We start from the raw sequence: 17,844 nt of genomic DNA, 5'->3' as shown, positions 1-17,844 counted from the left end.
TGTATCGTTTGATTGTGTTATGCCGGAGAGCGCCTTGTGAATGATGTCCCCCACCGCCCGCAGGTGAAAACCCGTAAAGCGCTGACGCCGCTTCTGGAAATTCGCAACCTGACGAAGTCATTCGACGGGCAACATGCTGTCGATGATGTCAGTCTGACTATCTATAAAGGCGAGATTTTTGCCCTGCTGGGCGCGTCAGGTTGTGGAAAATCGACTCTGCTACGGATGCTGGCAGGTTTTGAACCTCCGAGCAGCGGGCAAATTATGCTCGACGGCGTCGATCTGGCGCATGTTCCGCCGTATCAGCGTCCGATTAATATGATGTTTCAGTCCTATGCGTTGTTTCCGCATATGACGGTAGAGCAGAACATCGCTTTTGGTCTGAAGCAGGACAAACTGCCAAAGGCGGAGATTACCAGCCGCGTCAATGAGATGCTGGGTCTGGTGCACATGCAGGAGTTTGCGAAACGTAAGCCGCATCAGCTTTCCGGCGGTCAGCGTCAGCGCGTGGCCCTGGCGCGCAGCCTGGCGAAACGTCCTAAGCTGCTCTTGTTGGATGAACCGATGGGCGCGCTGGATAAAAAATTACGCGACCGGATGCAGCTTGAAGTGGTGGATATCCTTGAGCGCGTCGGCGTGACCTGCGTCATGGTGACGCACGATCAGGAAGAAGCGATGACGATGGCGGGGCGCATTGCCATCATGAACCGTGGAAAATTTGTGCAAATTGGCGAACCGGAGGAGATTTACGAGCATCCGACGACCCGCTACAGCGCCGAATTTATCGGATCGGTAAATGTTTTTGAGGGCTTACTGAAAGCGCGTGAAGAGGACGGTCTGGTCATTGACGCACCTGGTTTGGTTCATCCGTTAAAAGTCGATGCAGATGCCTCTGTCGTTGATAATGTGCCGGTATATGTGGCGCTACGTCCGGAAAAAATCATGCTGTGTGAGTCGCCGCCTGCCGATGGCTATAATTTCGCCGTCGGCGAAGTGGCGCATATTGCGTATCTCGGCGATCTGTCTATTTATCATGTGCGGCTAAAAAGCGGGCAGATGATCAGCGCTCAACTGCAGAATGCGCACCGTTACCGGAAAGGGTTACCGACCTGGGGCGATGAAGTGCGTTTGTGCTGGGAAGCGGATAGCTGCGTGGTCCTGACAGTATAAGGGGGAAACATGAGCACACTTGAACCTCCGGCACGCATTAGTAAACCTGGCGGCGCGGCGCTATGGTTGGCGCGAATGCAAATGAAACATGGGCGTAAGCTGGTTATTGCTTTGCCTTATATCTGGCTCATTCTGCTGTTTTTATTGCCGTTTCTTATCGTCTTTAAGATAAGCCTGGCGGAAATGGCGCGGGCGATCCCGCCGTATACCGATCTGCTGGAATGGGCTGACGGTCAGTTGTCGATTACGCTCAATCTCGGTAATTTTTTGCAACTGACCGACGATCCGCTTTATTTCGAAGCCTATCTGCAATCGTTACAAATTGCCGGTATTTCCACAATCTGCTGCCTGCTGCTGGGCTACCCGCTGGCGTGGGCGGTGGCGCACAGCAAGCCCTCCACGCGCAATATCCTGCTGCTGTTGGTGATCCTGCCCTCGTGGACGTCTTTTTTAATACGCGTCTATGCCTGGATGGGCATTTTGAAAAACAACGGTGTGCTGAACAATGTGTTGCTGTGGCTAGGGGTTATCGATCAGCCGCTGACGATCCTGCACACTAACCTGGCCGTCTATATCGGCATTGTTTATGCGTATCTGCCGTTTATGGTTCTGCCCATTTATACCGCATTAACGCGTATTGATTATTCGCTGGTGGAAGCGTCGCTGGATCTCGGCGCCCGACCGCTGAAAACATTTTTTAGCATCATTGTCCCGCTCACCAAAGGCGGAATCATCGCCGGCTCGATGCTGGTTTTTATCCCGGCGGTGGGCGAGTTTGTGATCCCGGAACTGCTTGGCGGGCCGGACAGTATCATGATTGGTCGCGTCCTGTGGCAGGAGTTTTTCAATAACCGCGACTGGCCGGTGGCTTCTGCGGTCGCCATTATTATGTTGCTGCTGCTGATCGTGCCGATCATGTGGTTCCATAAACATCAGCAAAAAAGTGTGGGGGAGCATGGATGAATAACTTACCGGTCGTTCGCTCGCCCTGGCGCATTCTGATTCTGGTGCTGGGGTTTACTTTTCTCTATGCGCCGATGTTAATGTTGGTGATTTACTCGTTTAACAGTTCGAAGCTGGTGACGGTGTGGGCGGGATGGTCGACGCGCTGGTATGGCGAGCTCTTTCGGGATACCGCCATGATGAGCGCAGTGGGACTAAGCCTGACAATTGCCGCCTGCGCGGCGACGATGGCGGCGGTGCTCGGTACTATCGCCGCGGTGGTGATGGTGCGATTTGGACGATTTCGCGGCGCAAACGGCTTTGCGTTTATGATCACCGCGCCGCTGGTGATGCCGGATGTGATTACCGGGCTGTCGCTGCTGTTGCTGTTTGTCGCGCTCGGTCATGCTATCGGCTGGCCCTCCGATCGCGGGATGCTGACCATCTGGTTGGCGCACGTCACGTTCTGTACCGCCTACGTGGCAGTGGTGATCGCTTCGCGATTACGCGAACTGGATCGTTCGATTGAAGAGGCGGCGATGGATCTTGGCGCGGCGCCGTTGAAGGTCTTTTTTGTCATTACGTTACCGATGATCATGCCCGCGGTGATCTCGGGCTGGCTGTTGGCCTTTACGCTTTCCCTTGACGATCTGGTGATTGCCAGCTTCGTTTCCGGTCCCGGCGCCACCACGCTACCGATGCTGGTTTTCTCCAGCGTGCGCATGGGCGTGAACCCGGAAATCAACGCGCTGGCGACGTTAATCCTCGGCGTGGTAGGAATCGTCGGATTTATTGCCTGGTACCTGATGGCGCGAGCGGAAAAACAGCGGATTCGCGATATCCAGCGTGCAAGACGCGGCTGAAGCCACTAAAATCTTCCACTATGGCAATGCGTTGCCGCGCGGGTCGCGGCATCATTTTCAGGGAAGACATTCATTGGGATTTATAAAGCAATCAACCTCATCACATGCCCGTTTAAATGTGCCTACGCTGGTGCAGGTTGCGGCTATGGCGATTATTTTGATTCGCGGTCTCGATGTGCTGATGATTATGAATACCCTCGGCATACGCGGGATGGGCGAGTTTATTCATCGCAGCGTGCAGACGTGGAGCTTAACCCTTGTCTTTCTGGCCAGCTTAGTGCTGGTCTTTGTTGAAATTTATTGTGCGTTTTCGCTGGTGAAAGGCCGTAGCTGGGCGCGCTGGGTGTACCTGGCGACACAAATTATTGTGAGCGGATATCTGTGGGCGGCGTCGTTAGGCTACGGGTATCCGGAGTTGTTTAGCATCGCGGGAGAATCGAAGCGTGATATCCTGCATTCCCTGGTCATGCAAAAACTCCCCGATCTTTTAATTCTGTTTCTGCTGTTTATTCCCGCTCCCAGCCGTCGGTTCTTCCGGCTGCAATAATGTGTATAATCGTCGCCCCGGATAATATGAAGGTTTTTTGGTATGCAGTGCGCACTCTATGACGCGGGTCGCTGCCGTTCCTGTCAATGGATTACGCAGTCGGTTAACGAACAACTTTCCGCAAAAACAGCCGATTTACATCGTTTACTCGCCGGGCTGCCTGTTGAACAGTGGTGCGCGCCGACTGGAGGCCCGGAACAGCATTTCCGCAACAAAGCGAAAATGGTCGTGAGCGGTAGTGTAGAAAAACCGCTCTTCGGGATGCTGCATCGCGACGGTACGCCGGTCGATCTTTGCGGCTGCCCGCTGTATCCCGCCTCCTTTGCCCCCGTATTCAGCGCGCTAAAACCTTTTATTGCCCGTGCCGGACTCACGCCTTATAACGTGGCGCGAAAACGCGGCGAACTGAAATACCTGTTGCTGACGGAAAGTCAGTTCGATGGCGGTATGATGCTACGCTTCGTGTTGCGTTCAGAAACCAAACTTACGCAACTGCGCGCGGCGTTACCGTGGCTGCGTGCGCAACTGCCGCAGCTCAGAGTGATCACCGCAAATATCCAGCCGGTACATATGGCGATTATGGAAGGGGAGACGGAAATCTACCTGACGGATCAGCAGGCGCTGGCGGAACGTTTTAACGATGTGCCGCTGTGGATTCGTCCGCAAAGTTTCTTTCAGACCAACCCTACGATCGCCAGCCGATTATATGCGACGGCGCGTGACTGGGTAGGGCAACTGCCGGTACGCCATATGTGGGATCTTTTTTGCGGAGTGGGCGGATTCGGCCTGCACTGCGCGACGCCGCAGATGCAATTAACCGGTATTGAGATCGCGCCGGAGGCGATTGCCTGCGCGAAGCAATCCGCTGCCGAGCTGGGATTGACCCGCCTTCATTTCCAGGCGCTGGATTCCACTCAATTCGCCACCGCCCAAGGCGAAACGCCCGACCTGGTATTGGTGAATCCTCCCCGCCGCGGCATTGGCAAGCCGTTGTGCGATTACCTTGCACAAATGGCGCCGCGTTTTATCATTTATTCGAGCTGTAACGCGCAGACGATGGCGCAGGATATTCGTCATCTGCCGAACTACCGTATTCAACGTGTTCAGCTTTTCGATATGTTCCCGCATACCGCGCATTATGAAGTGTTAACACTGCTTTGCAGGCTGTAGCGCCAAAAGCCAGACATACAAAATATCTATATTAACTATCTAATTATCCATAAATAATAATAACCATGATCGATCGATAAAAAACTCCGATCGATCATGGTTATATATTACTCTATTTTTGCAAATCAAATCACAAATAATCACTTTAAATCTTTTAATGACTAATTTTGATTATTACAGTGCGTGTAAGGCAAAATTAGACAAGGTGGTTTATCGGGTAACTTTCAATAGCATCAGCGAAGCAATACGTAACGTCAGTAAAGGGGTCAATCATGACAACGAATAGGCACGCTTATGGAGGGCGTTCAGACGATGTTTGCCAAATTTATAGATGTTATTCAAACGTTTTTAACTGAACCGGCAATATTAATTGGGATATTAGTCGGTGTTGGCTATGCGCTGGATAAAAAGACGCCTATAAAAATTATCACCGGTATGATCAGCGCGATGGTCGGTTTGATGATGGTGTTATTTGGCGGCTTTCAATTTTCAGCCACTTTTAAACCGGTTGCAGAGGCAGTCAGCAAGGCTTATGGCGTGCATGGATACTTAATGGATTCATATGCCATGAAAGCCGCGACGCAAATAGCGCTGGGCGATAATTTCGGCTATGTAGGATACGTTTTTGTACTGGCGTTTTTTACTAACCTGTTATTAGTTTTATTTGGCCGTTATACCGGCGCAAAAGGTATATTTCTTACCGGTAATACCGGGGTCTCTCATTCACAGGCAGTACTGTGGTTAATCGTCTTCTGGCTGGGGTTCGGTTGGGTACAATCCATTGTGATTGCCGGGGTATTGACCGGGGTCTTTTGGGCGTTTTCAACTACGCTTATTGTTAAACCCATCGCCAAAGTGACCAATAACGCCGGTTTTACCATTGCGCATAACCAGATGCTGGGACTGTGGTTTTTCTCGAAATTCGCGCATAAATTCGGCGATCCGGAAAAGCATGACGCCGAAAACCTGAAACTTCCCGGTTGGTTAGCCATTTTTAACCACAACGTGACGGCAATCGCCATTGTGATGACGCTCTTCGTTGGCGGTTTTCTATTGGCGACAGGGATCGATAACGTACAGTTAATGGCGAAAGGCAAACCCTGGTATATCTATATCATCAATCTGGGCCTGCAATTCTCTATGTATATGGTCATCTTGCTGCAGGGCGTGCGGATGATGGTAGGCGAAATTAACGGTTCGTTTAAAGGATGGCAGGATCGCTTTATTCCTAACGCTATACCGGCTGTGGATGTTGCTGCTTTATTACCTTTTTCGCCGAACGCGGCTACGCTGGGATTCGTCTTTTGTACCTTCGGCACGATTTTTTCCATGGGCATTCTGCTGCTCATCCATAGCCCTATTATGGTATTGCCTGGTTTTGTTCCGCTCTTCTTTTCCGGCGGTCCCATCGGCGTATTAGCCAACCGAATGGGGGGATATCGTTCCGTTATTATTTGTACTTTCCTGTTAGGGATTATTCAGACTTTCGGTACGGTATGGGCCATTCCTTTAACCGGGCTGGCAAAAGAAGGCGTGGGCTGGACGGGAATATTTGACTGGGCGACTCTGTGGCCTGCAATTTGTGAATTACTGAAATTTATTGCTTCAACGTTCCATCTTGGTCCTTATTCCATTTAATTGATTCGGTTTATATAAAGGATTTTATTATGAAAGATTCTGTAAATATTTTATTCGTATGCGGTTATGGTGTAGGCAGTAGCGTAATGTTACAGACTGTGGTTAAAAAAGCGTTAGCAAAATATGACTTCTCTTTTGATATGGAGCATACGGCAGCGGGAGAGGTCGGTGGATTTACCGACTGGGCAGATATTTATGCGATTTCGAAAAAATTGCTTGATGTTGTTAGCCTCGATCCTAAACACGGACAATATCTCATTCCCATTGAAAATATCATGGATGGCGAATCAATAGGTAAACAGATTTACGATGTGGTAGAGAAAAATTTTCCGCACCTGCTCAACAAATGAGGGTGAGTCATGAAAGCGATTATTCTGCTGTTTGACAGTCTGAATAAAAACTATTTGCCGCCCTATGGTGATTTGCTAACGAAAGCGCCTAACTTTCAACGCCTGGCGGCACATGCCGCCACCTTTGACAATAGTTATGTCGGCAGTATGCCCTGTATGCCAGCGCGTCGGGAACTGCACACCGGGCGCTATAACTTTCTGCATCGTGAGTGGGGGCCGCTGGAACCCTTTGATGATTCCATGCCGGAATTATTGAAAAAAGCGGGGATCTACACCCATCTTATCAGCGATCATCTGCATTACTGGGAAGACGGCGGCGGTAACTACCATAACCGCTATAGCTCCTGGGACGTAGTACGCGGTCAGGAGGGCGATCACTGGAAGGCAAGTGTTGGCGAGCCGCCCATTCCGGAAGTACTGCGCGTTCCACAAAAACAAACCGGAGGCGGCGTTTCCGGGCTATGGCGTCATGACTGGGCGAACCGCGAATACATCCAGCAGGAAGCCGATTTTCCCCAGACGAAAGTTTTTGACGCCGGGGGCGATTTTATCCATAAAAATCATGCCGAAGATAACTGGTTATTGCAGGTTGAGACGTTTGATCCGCATGAGCCGTTTTATACCACCGAGGAATATTTATCGCTCTATGACGATGAGTGGCAAGGCCCGCATTATGACTGGCCGCGCGGCAAAGTCAGTGAAAGCGAGGAGGCGATAGCGCATATTCGCTGTCGTTATCGGGCCCTGGTTTCCATGTGCGACCGCAATCTGGGACGTATCCTTGATCTGATGGATGAACACGATCTCTGGCGCGATACGATGCTGATTGTCGGTACCGATCACGGCTTCTTGCTGGGGGAGCACGGTTGGTGGGCTAAAAATCAAATGCCCTATTATAACGAGGTGGCGAATAACCCGCTGTTTATCTGGGACCCGCGCAGCGCGGTATGCGGAGCGCGACGGCAGTCGCTGGTGCAGATGATTGACTGGGCGCCAACGCTACTGAATTATTTTCAGCAACCTATTCCCGCAGATATGCAGGGCCAACCGCTGGCGAAAGTCATTGCCAGTGATGAACCCGTCAGGGAAGGCGCGCTGTTTGGCGTGTTTAGCGGACATGTTAATGTTACCGACGGACGCTATGTTTATATGCGGGCCGCGCAGCCGGGGCGTGAGCATGACATTGCGAACTACACGTTAATGCCGATCAAGATGAATGCGCGTTATGATGTGGATGAACTGGGAAAATTATCTCTGGCACCTCCGTTTAACTTTACTAAAGGGCTTCAGGTATTACGTATTCCGGCCAGGGAAAAATATAAAGGTGTGAATAGCTTTGGTCATCTCTTGTTTGATCTCAGAGACGATCCGCAGCAGCAACATCCTATTCATGATGAGGCCATCGAAGCAAGGATGATCAACTTACTTATCCGTTTGATGAAAGAAAATGATGCTCCGGCGGAGCAGTATCGCCGTCTGGGTCTGGATGTTATCTAAAAACGTAACAATGTTGTAAGCCGGGTACGCGTTAGCGTCACCCGGCAAGTATTAGTCCGAATCGCCTGTTGATGCAGGCCTTTGAGACTGATGACAAACTGTAGAATGCTCAATGGCGCTGCGCTTATCAGGCCAGGATAGTTTCCGATGGCGGCCCGTGGGCTGAATAAGGTATTTATACTGCCATTTCGCAACACGGTGGGCTAATCACATACGTTTTACTGCGGGAACCACTGATCGCTGATTTTCTGATAAGTGCCGTCCGCTTTAATGGCGGCCAGCGCATTATTCAGTTTTTCCAGCAACGCCTTATTGTCCGGGCGCACCGCGATGCCAAGTCCGGTACCGAAGTATTGCGGATCGGTCACTTTCTCTGTTGCCGGACCCAGTTGCGGATTCGTTTTCAGCCACTCATTGACCACTGCGGTATCGCCAAAGACGCCGTCAATACGGCCATTTTTCAGGTCGATAATCGCATTCTGGTAGCTGTCGTAGGCCACGGTTTTGACCTCCGGATGTTTATCCTGGAGATATTTTTGATGCGTGGTGCCATTTTCCATACCGATACGCTTACCTTTTAGATCGGTAAAGGTTTTATAGGTGTCTTTTTTGGCAATCACCAGCGCGGAGTTTGCATAATAGGGATTGCTAAAGGCGACCTGCTTACTGCGCTCCGGGGTAATGTCCATTCCGGAAATGACGGCATCATATTTTCTGAATTTCAGCGCCGGGATAAGACTATCGAAAGCATGATTGGTAAAAGTACATTCTGCCTGCATTTGCTTGCATAATGCGGTTGCCAGATCGATATCGAAGCCCACAATTTTATTACTCGCATCCAGGGATTCAAACGGGGGATAGGTGGCGGAAACCCCGAAATTGATTTTTTCAGCGGCGATGCTGCCAGTGGCGAAAGAGGCGAGTAATGCAGCCAGAACTAACTTTTTCATGATGTCACTCCCGTAATCTTATGATTATGCGCCGTGTCTGCGGCATAGATTTACAATGCCATCAATTGAATTTGTATGCAATAAAAATGAGTAAATATTTTAAAATGGATAAAAAAAGACGGACAGGTTAACCACTTGTCCGTCGGATTTATTCAAAATTATGCATCGTAGGTTTGATAAGCGCAGCGCCATCTGATCATTGTCGAACGGCGGCGAGAATGCCTTATCCTGCCTGGTTAATTGCGCCGCTCAAACGCCAGAGCTTTACGCTCAATCAAACGCATCATCAGCGTCAATAGACCGTTGACGACCAGGTAAATTACGCCTGCCGCGCCAAATACCACCACATCGTAGGTACGACCATAGAGCAACTGACTGTACCCCATGACTTCCATCAAGGTGATGGTATAGGCCAGCGAGGTACTTTTGAAGACCAGTACCACCTCATTAGAATAGGAGGAGAGGGCGCGTTTAAACGCATAGGGCAACAAAATCGCCAGAGTATCTTTCTTACTCATCCCCAGCGCGCCACAGGACTGCCACTGACCTTCCGGAATCGCGCGAATCGCGCCATAAAATAGCTGCGTGGTATAAGCGGCGCTGTTTAGCGACAACGCGATCAGTGCGCACAGCCACGGTTCAGACAGTAGATGCCAGAGTAGTGGATACTCTTGCAGGGTCGGGAATTGACCGGGTCCGTAGTAGATTAGGAAAATTTGCACCAACAACGGCGTACCGGTAAACAACGTGATATAGCCGCGCACCAGCCACACCACGAACGGCGTTTTTAGCGTCAGGATAATGGTAAAAACTAACGCCAGCACCAAAGCGACGGCAATAGAAGCCACGGTCAGCGTCAGGCTGGTGTGTAGCCCTTTTAGCAGTTCAGGTAAGTACTCAAGCATTAGTCCGGCCTCCGCTCAAAACGTGTCGCGCGCAGGTCTATGCGTTTGAGAATGTACTGACTGATCAGCGTAATGACCAGGTAAATAGCCGCCGCAATAATGTACCAGTTAAACGGTTCCTGGGTGCGTGTGGCAATACTTTTGGTCTGCAACATCAGATCGTTAACGCTGATAAGGCTGACCAGAGCCGTATCTTTTAGCAACACCAGCCACTGATTACCCAGCCCTGGCAGGGCGTGACGCCACATCTGCGGCATCACCAGACGGAAAAAAATCGCCGTCTTTGATAATCCCAGTGCCTGACCCGACTCCCACTGACCAGACGGAACGGCTTTCAGCGCGCCGCGTAGCGTCTGCGACGCATAGGCCGCATACAGCAGGGACAACGCAATCACGCCGCACAGGAACGGACTGACGTCAAAGTTCTCAATCTCCATTTGCACCGGGATCTGCGTAAAGCCGAGATGGAGGGTAAACCCGTCAGACAGCGTAAGCAGGAGTTGCGAGGAGCCGAAATAGATAAACAGCACCACCAGAATTTCCGGCAGGCCGCGCAAAATAGTGACTAGCGCGGAGCCTATCCAGGCAATCGGGCGCCATTTTACGGACTCCCAGACGGCAAAGAACATGGCTAACGCGAGGCCAATGATCAGCGCACAGACGGCAAGGCCGACGGTCATCCCGGCGGCGCTTGCTAAAGGAAAAAATTCGTTCATCAAAGATTACTTCTGGAACCATTTGTTATAGATGGTCTCGTAAGTCCCATCTTTCTTCACTTTTTCCAGCGCAGTATTGAATTTCTGCTGCAGCTCGGTGTTGCCCTGACGTACCGCGATACCCAGGCCGGTGCCGAAATAATCTTTATCGGTGACTTTATCGCCGACCGGCGCCAGCTTAGGATTGGCTTTCAGCCATTCGGTCACTACCGCCGTGTCGCCGAAAACAGCGTCGATACGGCCATTTTGTAGATCCAGCTTCGCGTTCTGATAGCTGTCATACGGTACGGTGGTGATTTCCGGATGCTTATCCATGATGAATTTCTGGTGCGTCGTACCGTTCTGTACGCCGACTTTCTTGCCTTTCAGTTGATCGACGCTGGTGTATTTGCCCTGCTGACCCACGAACAGCGCGGAGTTGTCGTAATATGGCGTGGTAAACAGCACCTGCTTTTCACGTTCCGGCGTGATATCCATTCCCGCCATTACAGCGTCGAAGCGGCGGAATTTCAGGCTGGGGATCAGGCTGTCGAACGCCTGATTGGTAAAGGTACAGGAGGCGTCGATCTCTTTACATAGCGCGTTGGCCAGGTCGACGTCAAAGCCGACAATCTTGTTATTAGCATCCATCGATTCGAACGGCGGATAGGACGCTTCGGTCGCAAAACGAATGGTCTGGGCTGCTGTAGCGGAAAGGCTAAAGCCTGCAATTAGCGCGGCAATCAGAACTTTTTTCATTGTCATTGTCCCGAATCTTAGTGAGAGAGATAGTTTTTGAACGCTTCGGTCTGAGGGTGGGCAAAGCAACCCGCATCACCGTGCTCGACGATGTGACCATTTTCCATATAAATCACACGACTGGCGGTCTTACGCGCCACTTCGACTTCATGCGTAACGATCACCTGAGTAATGTTCGTTTCCGCCAGCTCATGAATAATGCTGACGATTTGAGCGGTAATTTCCGGGTCCAGCGCGGCGGTCGGTTCATCAAACAGCAGCACCTGCGGCTCCATCATCAGCGCGCGGGCAATCGCGACGCGCTGCTGCTGACCGCCGGAAAGGTGCAACGGATAACGATCGCTATAGGGCTTCAGACGTAGACGCTCCAGCAGCTTTTCTGCGCGCGCCAGCGCCTGATCTTTTGTCAGACCCAGTACGCGGCAGGGCGCTTCAATCAGATTCTGCGCAACGGTGAGATGCGGCCAAAGATTATATTGCTGAAAGACCATTCCGACATTTTGACGTAGCTCACGAATCGCCTTATCGGACGGCGTTTTCGTAAAGTCAAAATGGTTCCCGGCGATAGTCAGAGTGCCGGAACGCGGCATCTCAAGCAGATTGAGTACACGCAGCAGCGAACTTTTACCCGCCCCGCTTGGGCCAAGCAACACCAGCGTTTCGCCTTCGGGGCAATCCAGCGTGATATCGAACAGCGCCTGATGCGCGCCGTAAAAGCAATTAATGCCGTTTAATTGAATACTCATTGACACTCGTATACAGGCAGTCTGATAGCTATTGAAGCCGCAGATAGTACCTTTCGCAGAATAGTTATGCAATATTTATGCGTTAAAAGTTAAATATATCCCACATTCTTCCCTAAACATAGCACAAAATAGCAGGAGGAATAGTAGGTAAGAAGAATTGTCGGCATCCCGGGCAGAATGCCAGACAATTTACGGGGTTATGGGTGCAAAAGCGAGGGAATACTGTCTGTTAACGGTTTTCTATCGACTGGCGCAGCGTACCGGCAGGGGCATGGACATCTCCGCCCAGATAGCGAACGTCGTCAATCACCCAGCATGAGCCTTCGTGAATCATAAGCACTTCATCCTGCCAGCTTTGATCGCCCTGTTTTAACGCTACCCGCAGAGGAATGTTGCGCGCATCTCGGTTCGGAATGGTTGATGCGCTGGCGACGTTGGCGCTATCCGGCAGCGTAGCGCGGCTGGAGAACAGATCGCCGCTCATCAACTGGCGGTGCTCCGTATCGCGGCTGGCGTCGGTCAACAATTTCGCCAGGTTATCACTCAAGTAGGGGCGAAGCGCGGCGATATCATTGCTGTGGTGTTGAATACGGTAGTCGTAAAATTGTTGAGCCACGCTGTCCGGGCCGCCTTCCACACACGCGCCGATACGCGGGCCATTATCTTTGTAGGCGGGAGTGACGGTCGTACAGGCGCTAAGCAGAAGCGCGCACGGGATGAGCAAAGAGAGTTTAGAATAGCGCATGATGATTTCCTTATAGGCGATCGAGCAAAAACCGATCTACGATAATCAATTATATCCTTTCAATGATAGCGTATCAGCTTGATAATGCGTTTGAGATCGTGTGCTTAGCTAACCCGGGAGATTCACTATGCAGTTTTCAACAACCCCAACGCTGGAAGGACAAAGCATCGTGGAGTATTGCGGTGTGGTGACGGGCGAAGCCATTTTAGGCGCCAATATTTTCCGCGATTTTTTCGCCGGCATTCGGGATATCGTCGGCGGACGTTCCGGCGCGTATGAGAAAGAGCTGCGTAAAGCGCGTGAAATCGCTTTCCAGGAACTTGGCGAGCAGGCTAAAGCGTTGGGCGCCGATGCGGTGGTAGGCATCGATATTGATTACGAAACTGTCGGCAAGGATGGCAGTATGCTGATGGTCAGCGTCAGCGGAACGGCGGTGAAAACGCGCCGATGAGAGCGCTACTGTGGCTGGTGGGTCTCGCGTTGCTGTTAACAGGCTGCGCGAGCGAAAAAGGAATTATCGATAAAGAGGGATATCAGCTTGATACCCGACATCGGGCGCAGGCGGCCTATCCGCGCATTAAAGTCCTGGTGATTCACTATACGGCGGAAAACTTTGACGTTTCGCTGGCGACGTTAACGGGTCGCAACGTCAGTTCGCATTACCTGATTCCCGCAACCCCGCCATTATATGGCGGTAAACCGCGCATCTGGCAACTGGTGCCGGAACAGGATCAGGCCTGGCATGCGGGCGTCAGTTTCTGGCGAGGCGCCACGCGTCTCAATGATACGTCTATTGGCATTGAGCTGGAAAATCGCGGCTGGCGAATGTCCGGCGGGGTGAAATCTTTCGCGCCGTTTGAATCCGCGCAAATTCAGGCATTGATTCCGTTAGCGAAGGACATTATCGCGCGCTATGACATCAAACCGCAGAATGTGGTGGCCCATGCGGATATCGCGCCGCAGCGTAAAGACGATCCCGGCCCGCGCTTCCCGTGGCGCGAGCTGGCGGCGCAGGGGATTGGCGCCTGGCCTGACGCCCAGCGTGTGGCGTTTTATCTGGCTGGACGCGCGCCGTATACGCCAGTCGATACCGCAACGGTGCTTGCGTTACTCTCGCGTTATGGCTATGAAGTCAAAGCCGATATGACGGCGCGCGAGCAGCAGCGGGTGATTATGGCGTTCCAGATGCACTTCCGTCCGGCGCAATGGAGCGGTATCGCAGATGCCGAAACGCAGGCGATTGCCGAAGCATTACTGGAGAAGTACGGCCAGGATTAACGCGGTAAATTTCCGTGATCGCGCAGCCAGGCGGCGGTGCGCTCAATGCCTTCGTCCAGCGTGACGATGGGCTGGTAGCCCAGCTCGTCCTGCGCGCGAGTCGTATCGAGCGTAAAATCAAAATTCAGTTTTGACACGCCGTAATGCGTTAGCGGGGGCTCTTTGGCGGATTTTTTGCCGAAGCGCTCCATACTGCGGGCGATCATATCCAGCATCGGGTAAGGCACAGAGCGAATGCGGCAGTCGATAGTCAGTTCATCAATTAACTTTTGTACGATGCTGCGTAAGGTGCGGTTTTCGCCGTTAGTGATGTTATAAGCGCGGCCAGAAGGCAGATGATCGCAGCCCGGCTGGCTGGCCAGCCACATGGCGTGGATCGCATTTTCATAGTAGGTCATATCGACCAGCGCGCTGCCCCCGTGCGGTAATAAGACGCTACCGTAATGGTGCATCATATGCGCCAGACGTGGGATAAATACTTTATCGTGCGGGCCAAACAGGCTTTGCGGACGTAACACCGTAAAACGTGTTTGCGGATTGGCCTGCGCCAGCAGATTAATCACCTCTTCGCCGGCGGCTTTACTGCGGGCGAACTCATTGGCAAACCGATGCGGACGGAAATCCTCTTTGATATCACGGTGATGGTGGTAATCAAAATAGAGTGAGGGAGAGGAGATATGAATAAAATTGCGCACGCCCCAGGCGACCGCCCATTCTCCCAGGCGGCGGGTGGCGCGAACATTCGCCAGATCGAAAGCTTGTTGGGTTCCCCAGGGCGAGGTAAAGCTGGAGCAGTGCCACAACGTGTCGATCCCGGCGAGCATCACTTTAGCCTGCGAGGAGACCAGTTCGGTTAAATCCGCATGGACGAATTCCGCGCCCATTTTTTCAAGCAGCTTGCCCATCGCTTCATTGCGACCCGTCGCTCTGACGCTGATGCCTTTATTGCGCAAAAATTCAACCGCGTTTCGACCTAAGCCGCTGGTGGCGCCGGTAACCAGTACCTTCATATCAATCCACTGTGTTTAATAAACCATCGTGCGCATTCTTCCGTGAATTACGTCGGTATGCAATGGGAAACACGAAAGAATACAGCAACTTTTTCTCATTTTTCTGTGATTTGTTCTGCAAGTCGGGCAATACGCCTTGCCATTCCCCGGAAAATAAACAGGTGCGCCGGGATCATCAGTAGCCAGTAAATCAGGCCCGGCATTCCGTGTGGATGCCACCAGGCGCGCACGTCAATTTCGCGGTAGCGGCCTTTATCGTGCAGCGTGAAGCTAAGCCGCCCCAGGCCCGGAGCTTTCATGCCAAACAAGAGTGTGAGCTGTTTTTCTGGTTCGACAATGATCACTTTCCAGCTATCTACCGTATCGCCAGGCTTGAGCAAAGTATGCGACGGGCGGCCTTTCGCCAGTTTATGCCCCACCAGACGGTCCATCGCGGCGCGCGTCTGCCACAAAATATTGCCGAAAAAATAGCCCTCTTTGCCACCCAGCCGATTTACGACCTGCCATAGCGCCGATAGGCTGGCCGGGGTCTGCGCGGTAAAGCCCGCCTGCTTTGGAAAATAGCCGTATTCGGGACGCCAGCGGGCGAAGGCCAGCGTGTCGTAGCCCCAGTCGCTGGAGTTCACCAGTTTTTCTTCTTCTTTCAGCGTGCGGCGAACGGCGTCGTCAAAGGTGATAAGCGTTTGGGGGATCAACTTTTTTAACGCGGCGTCATCGGCCAGCAAATCGTGCCTTAACCCCTGGATTAAGGCTTTTGCGGTAGTCGGCGGCACGGAGGTAATGACGTTTAAAAACCAGACCGAAATCCAGCGGGTCGGAAAAGGCACCGGGATCAGCGGACGCCGTTTACCGCTGACGGCCATAAAACGTTCAAACTGCTGCTGATAGCTTAATACCTGCGGCCCGGCGGCTTCCAGAATACGATGCTTGTGCGCAGGGTGGTCCAGCAAGCCGACCAGGTAGTAGAGTAAATTTTCCAGAGCGATGGGCGTGGTGCGCGAACGCACCCAGCGCGGCGGCGTGAGTATTGGCAGGTTGTAAACCATGTCACGCATGACTTCGAAGGCGGCGGAGCCTGCGCCGACGATGATCCCGGCGCGTAATTCCGTCACCGGCACGCCTGCGTCGCGCAGCGTGTCAGCCGTAAGCTGGCGGGCGCGCAGGTGATCGGATTGCTCATGCGTCGGTGCCTGCAGTGAACTGAGGAAAATAAGTTGTTTAACCGGCGTCTGGCGCAGCGCATCGCGCACGTTGAGCGCCGCCTGACGTTCATGGGCGATAAAATCGCCGCCTTCGCCCATGCCGTGTACCAGATAGTAAACGGTATCAACGTCGCGAAGCAGCGCAGGTAAATTTTCCGGCCAGTGCAGATCGACCTTATGACAACTGACGTTGGCGAGGCGCTGTTTTTCCAGACGTTCCACGCGCCGCGCCGCCGCCCGCACCTGATGCCCTTGCTGACTTAGCGCAAAGACCAGGTGCTGGCCGATATAGCCGCTGGCGCCGAGAACCAGAATGCGTTGCGCCACGTTGCTCTCCTTAGCGGGCTAAAAAGGCGCGCCAGTGGGCGACGACGTCGGCAAGCTGTTCGCGAGAGACATCCAGATGCGTCACCAGACGCACAATCGGCGCGGCGTTAATCAGGATATTCCGTTCCCGTAAATAGTCGCCAAGCGCGGCGGCCTGTGCTTCGCCAACGCGAACAAACAGCATATTCGTTTCGTGGCGCATGACCTCCGCGCCCGCTTCGCGAAGCTGCTGCGCCAACCAGGCGGCGTTGTCATGATCCTCTTGCAGACGCGCCACGTTATGCTTCAGCGCATACAGTCCGGCCGCTGCCAGAATCCCGGCCTGACGCATTCCGCCGCCGACCATTTTACGCCAGCGCGTCGCGCGTTTAATGTAATCGCGGTTGCCTACCAGCAGCGAACCGACCGGCGTTCCGAGACCTTTTGACAGGCAGATGGTAAAAGAGTCGCAATACTGCGTAATTTCTTTTAACTCACAGCCGTAGGCAACCACCGCGTTAAAAATTCGGGCGCCGTCAACGTGCAGCGCCAGTCCACGTTCGCGGGTAAATGTCCAGGCGTCTTTCAGATACGCGCGCGGCAGCACTTTCCCGTTATGTGTATTTTCCAGACTGAGCAAGCGCGTGCGCGCGAAGTGGATGTCATCCGCTTTAATCTTCGCCGCCACGTTCTCCAGCGGCAGCGTACCGTCCGCGGCGGCGTCGATGGGCTGCGGCTGAATGCTGCCGAGCACCGCAGCGCCGCCAGCTTCATAGAGATAATTATGCGCGCCCTGGCCAACGATATACTCTTCGCCGCGTTCACAATGGCTAAGCAGCGCGACCAGATTGGCCTGGGTGCCGGTGGGTAAAAAAAGCGCCGCTTCTTTACCGGAAAGGTCGGCGGCGTAGCGCTGAAGGGCGTTAACAGTAGGGTCATCGCCGTATACGTCGTCCCCGACCGGGGCGGTCATCATCGCCTCGAGCATGGCGCGGCCCGGTCGGGTAACGGTATCACTGCGTAAATCAATCATGGCACATCCCTGGATTTTAAAAGGTGATGTGCACTGTT

At 52.7% G+C, this 17,844-nt stretch carries 19 protein-coding genes; 10 read left to right on the top strand and 9 right to left on the bottom strand.

Features of this window, described 5'->3' with window-relative positions; genetic code table 11:
• Positions 1-36 precede the first annotated feature (36 nt).
• From potG to ACLJR2_RS16130, 8 genes are all read left to right on the top strand, one after another.
• The gene (potG, locus tag ACLJR2_RS16165; protein ID WP_001000698.1) at positions 37-1,170 is read left to right on the top strand and encodes a putrescine ABC transporter ATP-binding subunit PotG; all 1,134 of its coding nucleotides are present in this window, start codon (positions 37-39) and stop codon (positions 1,168-1,170) included.
• A 9-nt stretch (positions 1,171-1,179) separates the two neighbouring features.
• Positions 1,180-2,133, top strand: coding sequence for a putrescine ABC transporter permease PotH (gene potH, locus ACLJR2_RS16160; RefSeq protein ID WP_000105453.1), 954 nt, complete (start codon positions 1,180-1,182; stop codon positions 2,131-2,133).
• Positions 2,130-2,975, top strand: a complete 846-nt coding sequence (potI, locus tag ACLJR2_RS16155) for a putrescine ABC transporter permease PotI (protein WP_001061623.1) — start codon at positions 2,130-2,132, stop codon at positions 2,973-2,975. Before potH ends, potI begins: the two co-directional genes overlap by 4 nt.
• 73 nt (positions 2,976-3,048) lie before the next feature.
• A complete protein-coding gene (locus tag ACLJR2_RS16150; RefSeq protein WP_000505788.1) occupies positions 3,049-3,522 on the top strand; it encodes a YbjO family protein in 474 nt (157 codons plus the stop codon).
• 42 nt (positions 3,523-3,564) lie between these two features.
• Complete coding sequence (rlmC, locus tag ACLJR2_RS16145; RefSeq protein WP_001149791.1) at positions 3,565-4,692, top strand: 23S rRNA (uracil(747)-C(5))-methyltransferase RlmC; 1,128 nt, start codon at positions 3,565-3,567, stop codon at positions 4,690-4,692.
• Between the two features lie 294 nt (positions 4,693-4,986).
• Positions 4,987-6,330: a PTS sugar transporter subunit IIC gene (locus ACLJR2_RS16140; RefSeq protein WP_000399323.1), complete on the top strand. Its 1,344-nt coding sequence runs from the start codon at positions 4,987-4,989 to the stop codon at positions 6,328-6,330.
• 29 nt (positions 6,331-6,359) lie between these two features.
• Complete coding sequence (locus tag ACLJR2_RS16135; RefSeq protein WP_000655399.1) at positions 6,360-6,680, top strand: PTS sugar transporter subunit IIB; 321 nt, start codon at positions 6,360-6,362, stop codon at positions 6,678-6,680.
• A 9-nt stretch (positions 6,681-6,689) separates the two neighbouring features.
• Positions 6,690-8,177, top strand: coding sequence for a sulfatase (locus tag ACLJR2_RS16130; RefSeq protein WP_000644032.1), 1,488 nt, complete (start codon positions 6,690-6,692; stop codon positions 8,175-8,177).
• A 218-nt stretch (positions 8,178-8,395) separates the two neighbouring features.
• Here the strand turns inward: ACLJR2_RS16130 and artJ are convergent, their stop codons facing one another.
• The 6 genes from artJ to ACLJR2_RS16100 form a co-directional block, all read right to left on the bottom strand.
• A complete protein-coding gene (artJ, locus tag ACLJR2_RS16125; protein WP_000737538.1) occupies positions 8,396-9,127 on the bottom strand; it encodes an arginine ABC transporter substrate-binding protein ArtJ in 732 nt (243 codons plus the stop codon).
• A 236-nt stretch (positions 9,128-9,363) separates the two neighbouring features.
• Positions 9,364-10,032: an arginine ABC transporter permease ArtM gene (gene artM / locus ACLJR2_RS16120; RefSeq protein WP_000895396.1), complete on the bottom strand. Its 669-nt coding sequence runs from the start codon at positions 10,030-10,032 to the stop codon at positions 9,364-9,366.
• Positions 10,032-10,748 (bottom strand): arginine ABC transporter permease ArtQ, encoded by a 717-nt coding sequence (gene artQ, locus ACLJR2_RS16115; RefSeq protein WP_001001677.1) that lies wholly within the window; start codon positions 10,746-10,748, stop codon positions 10,032-10,034. Before artQ ends, artM begins: the two co-directional genes overlap by 1 nt.
• Positions 10,749-10,754: 6 nt before the next feature.
• Entirely contained in the window at positions 10,755-11,486 is a 732-nt protein-coding gene (gene artI, locus ACLJR2_RS16110; RefSeq protein WP_000756586.1) for an arginine ABC transporter substrate-binding protein ArtI, read from the bottom strand.
• A gap of 17 nt (positions 11,487-11,503) precedes the next feature.
• The gene (gene artP / locus ACLJR2_RS16105) at positions 11,504-12,232 is read right to left on the bottom strand and encodes an arginine ABC transporter ATP-binding protein ArtP (RefSeq protein ID WP_000027181.1); all 729 of its coding nucleotides are present in this window, start codon (positions 12,230-12,232) and stop codon (positions 11,504-11,506) included.
• 229 nt (positions 12,233-12,461) lie between these two features.
• Entirely contained in the window at positions 12,462-12,977 is a 516-nt protein-coding gene (locus tag ACLJR2_RS16100) for a lipoprotein (protein ID WP_001270724.1), read from the bottom strand.
• 127 nt (positions 12,978-13,104) lie between these two features.
• Between ACLJR2_RS16100 and ACLJR2_RS16095 the strand changes: the two genes are divergently transcribed.
• Both ACLJR2_RS16095 and ACLJR2_RS16090 read left to right on the top strand, forming a co-directional pair.
• Positions 13,105-13,428 carry a heavy metal-binding domain-containing protein gene (locus tag ACLJR2_RS16095; RefSeq protein ID WP_001160725.1) on the top strand — a complete coding sequence of 108 codons (324 nt, stop codon included), beginning with the start codon at positions 13,105-13,107 and terminating at the stop codon, positions 13,426-13,428.
• The gene (locus tag ACLJR2_RS16090) at positions 13,425-14,255 is read left to right on the top strand and encodes an N-acetylmuramoyl-L-alanine amidase (protein ID WP_001202294.1); all 831 of its coding nucleotides are present in this window, start codon (positions 13,425-13,427) and stop codon (positions 14,253-14,255) included. Before ACLJR2_RS16095 ends, ACLJR2_RS16090 begins: the two co-directional genes overlap by 4 nt.
• On the opposite strand, the gene ACLJR2_RS16085 is transcribed toward ACLJR2_RS16090, so the two are convergent.
• The 3 genes from ACLJR2_RS16085 to ltaE all read right to left on the bottom strand — a co-directional run bounded on the left by ACLJR2_RS16085 (position 14,252) and on the right by ltaE (position 17,806).
• On the bottom strand, positions 14,252-15,265 hold the full coding sequence (locus ACLJR2_RS16085; protein ID WP_000866904.1) for an NAD-dependent epimerase/dehydratase family protein: 1,014 nt from the start codon (positions 15,263-15,265) through the stop codon (positions 14,252-14,254). The genes ACLJR2_RS16090 and ACLJR2_RS16085 overlap by 4 nt on opposite strands.
• Positions 15,266-15,360: 95 nt before the next feature.
• Entirely contained in the window at positions 15,361-16,794 is a 1,434-nt protein-coding gene (locus ACLJR2_RS16080; protein WP_000079019.1) for an SDR family oxidoreductase, read from the bottom strand.
• 10 nt (positions 16,795-16,804) lie between these two features.
• Entirely contained in the window at positions 16,805-17,806 is a 1,002-nt protein-coding gene (gene ltaE, locus ACLJR2_RS16075; RefSeq protein ID WP_000566346.1) for a low-specificity L-threonine aldolase, read from the bottom strand.
• Positions 17,807-17,844: the final 38 nt, after the last annotated feature.

The organism is Salmonella sp. SAL03688 (genome assembly GCF_046551895.1).
GTDB lineage: Bacteria > Pseudomonadota > Gammaproteobacteria > Enterobacterales > Enterobacteriaceae > Salmonella > Salmonella enterica.
Note: the sequence above shows the minus strand (reverse complement) of the source record. Positions and strands in the feature narration are given on the sequence as shown.